Here is a 12,332-nt window from a genome sequence, read left to right on the forward strand (position 1 = left end):
AGGAGATCATTATGAAAAAAATCATTTCATTTATGTTATTTATTGGTCTAGTTGGACTCCTGGCCGCTTGTGCCAGTGAACCGGATACAGAGGCTGACGAGGGAGCGACAGAAGAAGGAGACAGCGGCAATTCACTTATCATCGCTGTTGGCTCTGATGCAACAGAACTGGATCCGCATATGGGTACAGATATTCCATCAGCAAACGTATATCATAATAAAATTTTCGAAACATTGGTGATACAGGATGAAAATATGGAATTCCAGCCGGGGCTTGCAACAGAATGGGAAAGGGTCGATGACTTAACATGGGAATTCACGTTAAGGGATGATGTGGAATTTCATGACGGGGAACCTTTTAATGCTGAAGCTGTAAAAGCAAATTTAGAAAGAGTTGTTGATGAAGAATTTGCTTCACCAAGGGCAGATTTATTCAATATGATCGATGAAATTGAAGTGGTCGATGAATACAACATTAAATTTACAACTGAATATCCATTTTCACCACTGCTGGCCAATCTTGCCCACTATTCCGGCGGTATAATCAGTCCACAGGCAATCGAAGCTGACAGAAGCGGCGAGACTTTATTAAATGAAAAACCTGTAGGGACCGGGCCTTTTATCTTCAGTTCCTGGGAGCCGGGAGATGAAATTGTTCTTGAAAGAAATGATGATTACTGGAACGAACCTGCCAACGTAGAAACAGTAACATTTAAAGTTATCCCTGAAGGACAGACAAGAATCAGTATGATTGAAACAGGAAATGCGCATATTGCCGAACCAATAAATACGAATGATGTTATTCAGGTGGAAGAGTCTGAAAACATGTATTTATACCGCAGTGAAGGACTCGGTGTGGATTATATAGGTTTTAATGTGCAAAAAGAGCCATTTGATAATAAATTAGTCCGCCAGGCTATCTCTCATGCACTGGATACGGAAACAATCATTGATCATGTATATAATGGCGTCGGGGTTTATGCAGAAGGTCCAATAGGGCCTGCCGTTATCGGGCATGACCCTGATTTGGAAGGTTTGGATTATGATGTAGAAAAAGCAAAGGAACTGCTTGCAGAGGCTGGCTACCCCGACGGCTTCGAAACCACCATTTGGACAAATGATGACCAGGCCAGGATGGATGCTGCTGAAGTTGCTCAATCCCAGCTTAGTGAAGTAGGCATTGATGTCTCCATTGAGGTAGTGGAATGGGGAGCTTATCTGGAAGGAACAGCCAATGGGGATCATGATATGTTTATTCTTGGCTGGTCGAATATGACCGGAGATGGTGATTATAACCAGTATTTTCTTTTCCATTCCGATTCAGTTGGAACACCGGGCAACCGCAGTTTTTATGTAAATGAAGAAGTCGATGCATTAATAGATGAAGCAAGAAGAGAAACTGATCCGGATAAAAGAGTTGAGCTTTATCAGGAAGTCCAGGAGATAGAAGTAGAAGAGGCACCTTTAGCCTATTTGAGGCATACCGAGTATATCGCCGCAGTCCATAATAGTACAGAAGGATTCTGGATGCACCCGTCCCGCATCATGATGCTGAATGATGTAGTAATTGAATAATATTTACGGAAGCCGCTTATCATGGGAGAGGTAAAATTCCCATGATAAGCGGTTTTTATAGTTGATGTTTTGGCACTGGACTGTTCGCGGCAAAGCAGCCACCGAGAAAACAACCAAAGTAGTTTAATCGGATGGCGACTAGTACTATCGGTAAAAGTGATGATATTTCCAGAGCGGGTTTTAATCATAAGTTTAAGGATGTTCGGATTTCTGTTTACTAAAATTGTTTTGTCCCGCCCTCATTAACTACATTCCACTTTTGCTTAATTGGTTAAGCATAACCGGCAGTATTACCGAACATGTGACAAATAAGCAGTCTTCCATTATAATGAAAAAAATATAAATATAAAAAGGAGCATATCAAAATGGCGAGATCCAAAGCACAAAAAAAGCGGCAGAAACTGATCCGGGAAGGCAGATTAAACCCGGAAATCAATCGCAGTCCATTTGCAGAACTGGATCTGCGGACACGCAAAACCAAAACAAAGAAAGATTTATTATACCAAACCAAACATAAAAAGAATCGTTATCCAGGAGAATCGGAAAATGATTCTTTTTTTATTGGATTTCTTTTATTTTAAACTTCAGTAAAATACAGTTATAATTTATATGGAAATACATCTTGCTGCTGGGGGAATTACATATGAATGAGCTTATAAAGCAACTGAACATACATGACCTTCCTACCGTGGAATCCATGCAAACCGGGATAGAGGATGATTACGTTATCCGCATATTTGAACGGCTTTCCTCACCTCCCCATCGCTTGTTCGGGTTATTTGTGGACGGCCGGCTTGTCAGCATGGCTGGATATACTATCTATGCAAAACATTATGCGATGGTAGGACGTTTAAGAAGTGACACAAGATTTAAAGGAAAAGGTTATTCGACAAAACTCACGTCTTACGTTTTTAATAAAGCATCCGAGGAAAAGAGTATTGTATGGGTTGGTGCAAACACCCAAGAACATAATATACCTGCTCAGCGGGTGCTGGAAAAGAATCAGCTGGATACATATACAAAATTACATGGGGCTGTAACTAAAGATACTTCCATGCTGGAAACAGAGGCGAAACCATGGAATCGAATTACAAGCCTTGACCATAAAAAAGCATGGCTTGAGGAAACATATATCAAATCTGGCAAGCCCTTTCCTTATGAATGCTATTACCCTTTTCCCGGATCTAAATATCTGTTTCATGATGAAGACCTGAAGCAATGGAATTTTTATGAAAATGAGGATCACACGCGCTTTGTCATTACGAAGACCGATCAAAAGAAACATCATTATTTACATGCAGTTTATCCATGGAAGGATATTACTTCCCAAAAAGGACTGTGGGAAACCATATCAAAAGATTACAGAAATTTTGCCGCACAGAATGAGGAAGAAACCTATATTTGGATGGATCTGACAAGAGAGGAAGCAAAGTTGCTTCCGGCTGACCATGCGTTTGAACTTCCTGATCCATGGATACTCTACGGCGCCAAAACGGAAGCGTGGGGGAAAACCCCTGCCGGTGTCATACAAGGGAGTTTATAAAAGTATTTGGATCTAAAAAGATGAGTTCGTCATTATAATGGCGGACTTCTTGAGACTAACGGAATAAGTTTCACCTTACCTAAACGTTTTCATACTCTCTCATAAAGTACGGTATATCTCAGTTATCACGAACGAAACATCGAATAAAACACTTCTAATTACCATGTTGGATCTCTCGAAGACATTTTCATGACTCTTTTTTGATGTCTTTGTTCATGATTCGGCTTTTCGAAGACATTTTGACTGCTTATCTTACGGAGTTAGTCCTTGAGGCTGCTTCTCGAAGACATTTTATACGATTTTCAAACCATTTTTGTCTTTGATACTGATCATCAAAGACATTTCAACTGCTTATCCAACAATTTTTGGCCTTGAGAACGCTCATCAAAGACATTTCAGCTCCTTATACAACAGTTTTTGGCCTTGAGAACGCTCATCAAAGACATTCCAGCTGCTTATACAACAATTTTTGGCCTTGAGACTGCTCATCAAAGACATTTCAGCTGCTTATACAACAGTTTTTGGCCTTGAGACTGCTCATCAAAGACATTTCAGCTCCTTATACAAGAGTTTTTAGCCTTGAGACCGGTCATCAAAGACATTCCAACTGCTTATACAACAATTTTTGGCCTTGAGACTGCTCATCAAAGACATTTCAGCTCCTTATACAAGAGTTTTTAGCCTTGAGACCGGTCATCAAAGACATTCCAACTGCTTATACAACAATTTTTGGACTTGAGACTGCTCACCAAAGACATTTCAGCTCCTTATACAATAGTTTTTGACCTTGAGACCGGTCATCAAAGACATTTCAACTGCTTATACAACAATTTTGGCCTTGATGCTGCTCCTCGTAGACAATTTTTGGACTTGAGACCGCTCCTCGAAGACATTTTATACGATTTTCCAACGATTTTGGCCTTGAGCCCACGAAACATTATGATGGAGAGCTTTTATTTTAATTAAATCCGCCGGCTAAAACAAAAAGAGCTCAATCCGCATCGAATCAAGCTCTCTTGCCTATATTAATATCCTGCCGCTTTTTTCGTCTCATACACTTCCATTACATTAAACAAATTAGCACGTGCTGCATCATTCAACGGGATAAGCGGCAAGCGGACGCCCCCGACAGGGATACCGATTCGGTTCAGGGCTTCTTTTACCGGGGTTGGATTTGGTGCTGAAAACAGAACCTTCATCATCGGCAGCAGCTGACGGTGCAGCGCTGCAGCATCTGTAACATTACCGCGCTGAAAAGCATTTGTCATTTCTTTCATTTCATTTCCGATAATGTGGGAAGCAACGGACACGATTCCAGTTCCGCCAATTGCCATCATTGGCAGTGTGTTGCTGTCATCTCCACTGTAGACACTAAAATCATCGGAAGTATGGCTGATAATTTCTGCTGCTGCATCAAGATCTCCGCTTGCTTCTTTGACAGAAACAATGTTTTCTATTTGAGAAAGTCTGATAATCGTTTCAGGCTCCAGATTAACAACACTTCTGCCAGGAATATTATATAGCATCACAGGCAATGAAGTATTTTCTGCAATTGTTTTAAAATGCTGATACATTCCTTCCTGGGAAGGTTTGTTATAGTATGGGGTAACAAGCATGACCCCATCTGCACCACTTACCTCGGCCTCCCTCGTAAGTTCGGCAGATTCCTTCGTATTATTTGACCCTGTTCCGGCGATTACCGGCACACGTTTATTTACTGCTTTTACCACGAAATTAAACAACTGCAGTTTTTCTTCATGGGTTAGCGTAGGTGATTCACCTGTTGTACCTCCAACTACGATCCCGTCCGTGCCATTGGCAATCAAATGGTTTACTAAATTTTCCACAGCATTGAAATCTATTTCCCCATTCTGATCGAATGGCGTTACCATTGCTGTTAATACACTCCCGAAATTCATTTAATCTCACACCCTATTCTTAAATTTTGTTGGTGTGGAGAGCCAAAATAAAAACAACAACGAAAGGCCGCTGTTGCTTAAAGAACAAATTTGTTCTCAGCATGATAGCCCTCCATATAGTTTCCTATATGACAATTCTGCATCTATTCAATAACAGAACCAGCTTCCGGATGATGAGCATCCATCCACTTCGGCAATTCCCCCTTTTCCCATGAATCAGCGGAGCTCATTCTCCTCTTCACAGGTACTGATGGTCATTGCAGCCTCTACCCTTACTTTAAATAAATTAAAATAAGATATATGAACTTGTTACTTCAACTTTATCAAAAAAACCATCCATAAACAAGTCTTTCTTCCTATTTTCTTTTAGCGGGACTTGCCTCGCCTGTAGAAATCAGCCATTTCTGTTTCAGGAACTAAACCGCCTCCTGTGGCCCAGGCAATATGCGTTGCATTTTCACTTCTAATCTGCTGATTTACCATATAATCCGAAGTGGATACTTTGAACGGTCCAATTAATCCTGCTGCAGCAGAAGGTTCTACATAAATATCTTCATTATCTGCCAGCATCGCGAGTAATTTGAATAAAATGGAATCTTCAAAAGTATAGATCCCACTTACTAATTGCTCGCTGATCGCACTTGCAAAAGTCGAAGGCCTGCCAACCGCAAGACCATCCGCTTCTGTCTTATTATCAAGTCCAATATCCTGAACACTGATTTTATCTTTTTCTCCGGTCACCAGCCCGGTTAATACAGATGCTGATTGAACAGGCTCAACATAGAAAGCATGAACATGATCCCCGAAAACATGCTTTAACCCAAAAGTAATGCCGCCGGGTGCACCGCCAACACCGCATGGAAGGTATACAAATAATGGATGCTCCTCATCTACTAGTATTCCTTCCTGTTCGAATTGGTTCTTCAAACGCAATGCAGCAGTACTGTATCCAAGAAATAAATACTTCGAACTTTCATCATCTACAAAATATCCCTTAGGATCAGCCAGCGTTTCCTTTCTCCCGGCATTTATTGCTTTACTGAAATCTCCATCAAACTCATATACTTTTGCCCCTTTTTTTCGAAGCAAATCCTTTTTCCATTGCTTTGCATCATGGGACATGTATACCGACACGGTAAATCCCAGTTTAGCACTCATGATCCCTATGCTTAATCCTAAATTTCCGGTGGAACCAACACCAATCTTATATTGCTGAAAAAAGCTTTTAAATTCAGGGCTGGAAAATGCTTCATAGTTATCTTTTTTTGTAATTAATCCGGCTTCCAAAGCCAATTTTTCAGCATAATACAATACTTCATAAAAACCGCCTCTTGCTTTAATGGAACCGGCAACCGACAGTTCGTTATCACATTTAAGGAATAATCTTCCATAAAACCCTGATCCAAACTCGTTTTCCAAAGCCTGCTTCATTCGCGGTATCTCTCTTAAAGGAGATTCAATTACTCCGTCAGCTTCCCTCGTCTCGGGAAATTCCTTCATTAAAAAGGGAGCAAACCGCTGCCATAGTTCTTCCGCTTCAAGTATATCATCCCGGCTGAGCGTTGACTCCAGGTCTTTCACAGATTTTTTGGAAGGGTTTTCCCATAGAACAGGCTTTTTAGTCATTACGTATTGAAGAATCGGATATTTCTGCTGATAGTAAGCGAGCTTGTCCTGTGAAACTATATAAATCACTCCCACAAATCATTTAAACTTTAGTTAAGTGTACCCGTTACAGCTTCCGAGTATGCATACTCGGGATTAATCCTTTTTTTTCTGTTTTTGCGTGCTTAATTCTTTCCCCCTGACAAAGCGTTCCAGTTTATCCAGTTCATAAAACAACTCAATAATACTGCTGGCAATCGGAAAAACCACAGTCCATTTGTCAAACTCGGAACCCTGCAGCTCATCTATCAAATTATTGATTGTAATCTGCATGGCAGCTTTTGCCTCTTTTTGCAGGTCTTTATCCATAACAATTTTATCTTCATATAACATAACAATATTTTCACTGTAATTGCTTATTTCGTTAACAAGCTTTTTAATCAGAAACTTTTTATTCCCGGCGTTTTCCTCAATCTGCTCAAAATGCTTCTCTATCTGCCGGATCAATTCCTTTTTTTTAATCAGTACTTGTATCATATGTTTATAAATAATAATATTCCTGAAAAAACGGATCCTGTTGCGAATGAAAATATTGTTTCGTTCATCATAGATAATTTCAAAGTAATCCTTTGCATCATCAATCATATCTTCCATTTCTTTATCCTCCGCTTTTACCTGGGGAACACTCATCGTATTGTTTGTACTGACCCGCAGGAGGAAATTCGTTTTCTCACTGGCCTTCTTAATCATTTTAAATAAATTTTTGTCATGATTCGGCGGGAAAACTACCACATTAATAATAAAAGCGGACAATACACCGATTGCAACCAGGGATAACCGCTGGATAACATAGGAAAACGTCATTCCTTCTCCCGTTCCGATCATCATGACGACGACGGTTAACGTGGTCAGACTGACCGTTTTAGTTAAACCCAGCCGCACGTTAATGGCGATGGCAAGAACCACCATGGCCCCTACCGACAGCGGATGGGATCCAAGCAGAAAATAGCCGGCCAGGGCAAAACAAAGGCCGATACTATTGGATATAACGACCTCTTTAATATACGTATAAGACCGCATGATGGATGGTCGCATCGCGATTACAGACGCGATTGCTGCAACAATGGCCAGTTCAAGATTTAATATACCGGTGATAAGCAAAGTCAAAGCAACGGCCAGACCCGTTTTCACCATACGCGGCCCAATATTAAAATCCATTTACAGCACCTCTGGTAGCCAAATTAATTATTTTTAAGCCAATACATTTTCTATAATATATTGTACTGCTTCATTCTTAAAAATAGTATTTTTTTATTATCAACAGATTCATAAGGGGAAAAATGCTATAATTACTTAAAAACAGGGTAAAAAATAATTGGGATACATTATTAGCTTTACCCGTACATTTATATAATAAGACATTAGGTTCAGTCAATCCATCAAAATGCGGTATTACGGCAGGCAGGGTTTAAAAAAGTATTTTAGGATACATAGGAACATTCCTGCTGAAAGGAGGGATCTCTTATCTTTGAAAAACGAATCAGACATTTACAGCGTTACAGAGATATTATTAAGGCTTTATCGAAGTATGGTTTTGGTTACCTTGCCATGGAACTTGGACTCCATGAAATTCTTTCCATGCCAAGAAGAGTCTTCTTGAATGAGCAGAAAGAAATTAAACAAAAAACAACCGGGGAAAGAATTCGCCTGTTTATGGAAGAACTTGGTCCAACCTTTGTAAAACTGGGGCAATTTGCAAGTACAAGACCAGATGTATTACCGAAGGATATCATTATCGAGCTCGAAAAATTGCAAAGTAATGTAGGCCCCTTCCCTTCCGATGAAGCAAAGAAAATTTTAGAAGAAGAACTGGAAGCACCTGTGGAAAAAATGTTTTCCGAATTCCAGGAAAAACCTGTTGCTGCTGCTTCCATTGGACAAGTTCATTATGCTGTATTACAAACCGGAGAACCGGTAGCGGTAAAAATTCAGCGTCCCAACATTGAAGAAAATGTCAAAACAGATTTAGAGATACTAAGGGATATTGCAGGTATAGCGGAAAAACGGCTGGAAATGGCAGCACGTTATAACATCGTGGAAATTATTGAGGAATTTGCCAGGTCACTGAAAACAGAGCTTAACTATCTAAATGAAGGAAGAAACTCCGAAAAAATAAAAGAACAATTCAGCAACAACTCCCATATTCATGTGCCGGAAGTGTATTGGGATTATACTACAGCGCACGTATTAACTGCAGAATTTATCACCGGCACAAAGTTGGATGACGTTCAGAAACTTGAAATGAAAGGCCATGATCCCGGTCTGGTCGCAGAGCATGTTGTAAAAGCCATGTTTCACCAAATATTTATAGAAGGTTTTTTTCATGGCGATCCCCACCCCGGAAATATAATGGTTTTACTGGGGGACAGAACAGTATTTATTGATTTTGGCTCTGTCGGACAGCTGACATCAGAAATGAAAGACAGCCTTTCCATGTTTGTCATTGCTTTAAGAAGACAACATACGGAAGGCCTCATTAAAGCAATAGACCGGATGGGAATGATACCTGAAGATGTTAATATAAATGAATTAAATAGAGACGTGGAAAACCTGAGGGATAAATATTACGATATTCCTTTAAGCCATATAAGTCTCGGGGATGCGATTAATGAATTATTTACGGTTGCCTATAAGCACCAAATACGAATTCCTGCTGACCTTACTCTTCTTGGCAAAGCACTGCTGACGATGGAAGGAATGGTAGAAAGGATGGACCCGGATCTCAGCATCATAAAAATGGCCGAACCTTTTGGCAAACAGCTGCTGAAGGAACGATATCAGCCAAAACGGATTGCAGAAAACCTCCTGAATGAACTATTTGAATACCGTGAACTTCTGAAGGATTTTCCAAAAAATATCCAGGATGTAAAATCGGTAATTAAAAAAGGAAAAGTACGGGTCGAAATTTCCGTGCCAAAATTGGAAGAATCTCTGAAAAAAATGGACAGAATCAGCAACAGGCTGGCCTTCAGTATTGTATTGCTCGCTTTCAGCATCATTATGACAGGGCTGATTATTGGCTCTGCCATTATTAGACAGACTAGCCCGATTTGGAACATACCAGTCATCGAACTCGGCTTTATTGTTGCCGCCGGCATGTTCATATGGATCCTGTATGCCATTTTTCGTTCCGGACGATTTTAGGCATGGGACGTTCTTGTGCTGTAAAAGCAAAAGAACGTCCCTTTTTTTAGTGTAATTAAACTTACAACCTCAAAGATGACATAAGTTATCTTCCCTTCTTTCATATTTATCTATTTTCCTTATCAACCTCACTCATATTATTTTTCCTGTTGGATAAACTAACCTTTAGAAAACCTGGCTTTTCATAAATTTTAAAAAGGGCAATAGCCTGCACCTGCATGACTATCACTTAAATTCATCTCTGTGCGTGAAGGAAAAGTTTACGTCTGAAAATGCTTTTCAATCATTTTAAAGGTTTTCAGGAATAGAAAGGAAGGTTATAAAATTGAGTAAAAACATGACGTTATCAATAATTGGATTAATTATGCTGGCCGGTTCCCTATTCTTGGGATTACACCCAAGTTCAGCCCAGCAGGAAAATATTCCAGAGTTGGAAGATGGGGAGGAATATGAAGAAAGGATACGGAACCCTGTCTCCAATGTAATTTTACAGCAGCGGTTTCCGGATATCCTGGTGTTGAGTGCCGCACCAACGGAAAATACGGTTGCACTGACATTTGATGATGGTCCTGATCCGCGCTTTACTCCGCAAATTCTGGATTTATTAGCTGAACATGATATTCAGGCAACTTTTTTCGTTACTGGAGCGAGAGCAGAAGCTTATCCGGAACTTTTACAACGCATCGTTAACGAAGGTCATGTTGTGGGTAATCATACTTATGGACATCCGAACCTGGTAGAGGCAAGTGACATGGATACTTTGGAAACCGAGGTTCTGCGCACAGAAGAAATTATTAATTCTGTAGTGGGATATCGACCCAAGCTTTTTCGTGCACCATATGGATTTTTATATGATGAATTGCTGGAAAAACTGGGTGAAATGGATTATACCGTAGTAGGCTGGTCTGTAGATTCTCTTGACTGGCAGGAAGACCCGCCTGAAGTCATTGCCTATAACGTCATCAACAATATCCATCCAGGTGCAATTGTGCTTATGCATGACGGAGCCAGTGAGTCAGGTGACAGGACGAACACAATTGAAGCTTTAAGGCAAATCATTCCCAACCTGAGAGATCAGGGACTGGAGTTTGAAACCGTCCCGGAGATGCTGGATATTCCTTATCAAAAATAACTTGAGTATTGGTCAAATGTCTGCTTCCAATTAGTTGCGGACATTTTTTTACCTCTTAATGCTCACTTTTTCACAATGAATTCCCATTCTTTTAGCGAACCGGGGAAACAATCACCGTATCCAGCATAGCTGCTCCCTGGGCGTCAGGGTGCCTGTCAGACCAGAATAAGTCATGATGCTGCCAAAAAGGTATGATATAAAATGTAATAACTTTTAAGGGGGAATAAAGGGGGGACCATATTCAGATTTAAATTGGACGTTTCGCCATTTCCCTGTTTATATTCCCCACAGCGCATTTAGAAAGTTCCCCTCCCCAACCCGTTATATACCGATATTCGTCTTTAGCTGATAATCAGGAAATATACGATTTTATATATTCCTTAAAATCTCCTACATCTTTAAAAAGTTTATCCGGCTCTTCGGCAAATTCCGGTGTCTGATAATCCGGCAGCCACTGTACCCCAATCGTTGTCACGCCTGCCCGGCTTCCCGCCTTAATGTCAGCATCACTGTCTCCGATGTACATGGATTCCTCAGGCCCGGCATTCAGTAAATCCATTGCTTTATGTATTCCTTCCGGATGTGGTTTTGCATGCCCCACTTCATCACCTGCAATTGTTACATCAAAATAAGAAGCAAGATGGAGCATTTTTAAAGAAATATCCAGGCTGCTTCTTCCCTTCCCCGTTACAACGCCAAGCTTAAATTTGTTTTCCTTTAAAAATTTCAGCAGTTCCTGTATTTCCTGATTTTCTTTTACAAGTTCTGCATGGCTGTCTGCATAAACCCGATAAAATGTTTCCATGGCTTTTTCTTTATCCTGATAACTTAACCTCTCATGGATAATCCCAACTTCCGAGGGGCCAAACATTGCTTTGACATCTTCATCTGACAGTTCCTTATCATCAAATTGCTTAAAAATGGTCTGAAAAGAATGATAGATTGTCGGCAGGGTATCAGCGACTGTTCCATCAAAATCGAATATGATTGCTTTCATTATAATTTCTCCCGTCTTTTATTTTTGTTCGTCCTCCCATAGTCTCTCTACAGAGTGCCCTTTATGTGATAATTGTAAAAAGAAAATGTCCGGATGGCTCAAATTCTTCCCGGAAAACCAAATTGCTTGACATATTATTTTAATAGTAAAGACCTCATATTTCCATGTGCTATTATAATAATATTCTCCTCTTCATCTTCTGCAGCATCTTCCACTACCCAAACAATGCGGTTCATTGCTGGATTCTCCTCCGGCACACGGCAAATCCGGATTGTCGTACGCAGCTTTAAGTTTATCCAGCCAGTCCGGCATGTTTACTGAATTAAGTACCCGTTCTGACAACCGGCTGGCCTTTTCA

At 40.3% G+C, this 12,332-nt stretch carries 9 protein-coding genes and 1 riboswitch; of the genes, 5 read left to right on the top strand and 4 right to left on the bottom strand.

Annotated features, from left to right (window positions below; genetic code table 11):
- Nucleotides 1–11: 11 nt before the first annotated feature.
- The 3 genes from GHD25_RS03140 to GHD25_RS03150 all read left to right on the top strand — a co-directional run bounded on the left by GHD25_RS03140 (nt 12) and on the right by GHD25_RS03150 (nt 3,117).
- Nucleotides 12–1,574, top strand: coding sequence for a glutathione ABC transporter substrate-binding protein (locus GHD25_RS03140; RefSeq protein ID WP_164214913.1), 1,563 nt, complete (start codon nt 12–14; stop codon nt 1,572–1,574).
- Nucleotides 1,575–1,939: 365 nt separating this feature from the next.
- A complete protein-coding gene (locus GHD25_RS03145) occupies nt 1,940–2,155 on the top strand; it encodes a hypothetical protein (RefSeq protein ID WP_164214914.1) in 216 nt (71 codons plus the stop codon).
- 62 nt (nt 2,156–2,217) lie between these two features.
- Nucleotides 2,218–3,117, top strand: a complete 900-nt coding sequence (locus tag GHD25_RS03150) for a GNAT family N-acetyltransferase (RefSeq protein ID WP_164214915.1) — start codon at nt 2,218–2,220, stop codon at nt 3,115–3,117.
- 1,025 nt (nt 3,118–4,142) lie between these two features.
- On the opposite strand, the gene dapA is transcribed toward GHD25_RS03150, so the two are convergent.
- From dapA to GHD25_RS03165, 3 genes are all read right to left on the bottom strand, one after another.
- Nucleotides 4,143–5,036: a 4-hydroxy-tetrahydrodipicolinate synthase gene (dapA, locus tag GHD25_RS03155; protein ID WP_164214916.1), complete on the bottom strand. Its 894-nt coding sequence runs from the start codon at nt 5,034–5,036 to the stop codon at nt 4,143–4,145.
- A gap of 97 nt (nt 5,037–5,133) precedes the next feature.
- A riboswitch (Lysine riboswitch) is annotated at nt 5,134–5,313 on the bottom strand.
- 89 nt (nt 5,314–5,402) lie between these two features.
- Nucleotides 5,403–6,728 carry a D-serine ammonia-lyase gene (locus tag GHD25_RS03160; protein ID WP_164215135.1) on the bottom strand — a complete coding sequence of 442 codons (1,326 nt, stop codon included), beginning with the start codon at nt 6,726–6,728 and terminating at the stop codon, nt 5,403–5,405.
- A 69-nt stretch (nt 6,729–6,797) separates the two neighbouring features.
- The gene (locus GHD25_RS03165) at nt 6,798–7,859 is read right to left on the bottom strand and encodes an FUSC family protein (protein ID WP_164214917.1); all 1,062 of its coding nucleotides are present in this window, start codon (nt 7,857–7,859) and stop codon (nt 6,798–6,800) included.
- A gap of 306 nt (nt 7,860–8,165) precedes the next feature.
- Here GHD25_RS03165 and GHD25_RS03170 point away from each other — a divergent pair, with 306 nt between their 5' ends.
- Together GHD25_RS03170 and GHD25_RS03175 are read left to right on the top strand one after the other, a co-directional pair.
- Nucleotides 8,166–9,845 (top strand): ABC1 kinase family protein, encoded by a 1,680-nt coding sequence (locus tag GHD25_RS03170; protein WP_205601320.1) that lies wholly within the window; start codon nt 8,166–8,168, stop codon nt 9,843–9,845.
- Nucleotides 9,846–10,182: 337 nt separating this feature from the next.
- On the top strand, nt 10,183–10,977 hold the full coding sequence (locus tag GHD25_RS03175) for a polysaccharide deacetylase family protein (protein ID WP_164214919.1): 795 nt from the start codon (nt 10,183–10,185) through the stop codon (nt 10,975–10,977).
- A 352-nt stretch (nt 10,978–11,329) separates the two neighbouring features.
- Here GHD25_RS03175 and GHD25_RS03180 read toward each other — a convergent pair whose 3' ends face one another.
- Complete coding sequence (locus tag GHD25_RS03180; RefSeq protein WP_164215136.1) at nt 11,330–11,977, bottom strand: HAD family hydrolase; 648 nt, start codon at nt 11,975–11,977, stop codon at nt 11,330–11,332.
- Between the last annotated feature and the right edge of the window lie 355 nt (nt 11,978–12,332).

Source organism: Virgibacillus aidingensis (genome assembly GCF_010994035.1).
Taxonomy (GTDB): Bacteria; Bacillota; Bacilli; order Bacillales; family Amphibacillaceae; genus Virgibacillus_N.

Excerpts from the sequence above, each read along its gene's own strand:
- GHD25_RS03140 (WP_164214913.1), top strand. The coding sequence starts at position 12 with ATGAAAAAAATCATTTCATTTATGTTATTTATTGGTCTAGTTGGACTC.
- GHD25_RS03145 (WP_164214914.1), top strand. The coding sequence starts at position 1,940 with ATGGCGAGATCCAAAGCACAAAAAAAGCGGCAGAAACTGATCCGGGAA.
- GHD25_RS03150 (WP_164214915.1), top strand. The coding sequence starts at position 2,218 with ATGAATGAGCTTATAAAGCAACTGAACATACATGACCTTCCTACCGTG.
- dapA (WP_164214916.1), bottom strand. The coding sequence starts at position 5,036 with ATGAATTTCGGGAGTGTATTAACAGCAATGGTAACGCCATTCGATCAG.
- GHD25_RS03165 (WP_164214917.1), bottom strand. The coding sequence starts at position 7,859 with ATGGATTTTAATATTGGGCCGCGTATGGTGAAAACGGGTCTGGCCGTT.
- GHD25_RS03175 (WP_164214919.1), top strand. The coding sequence starts at position 10,183 with ATGACGTTATCAATAATTGGATTAATTATGCTGGCCGGTTCCCTATTC.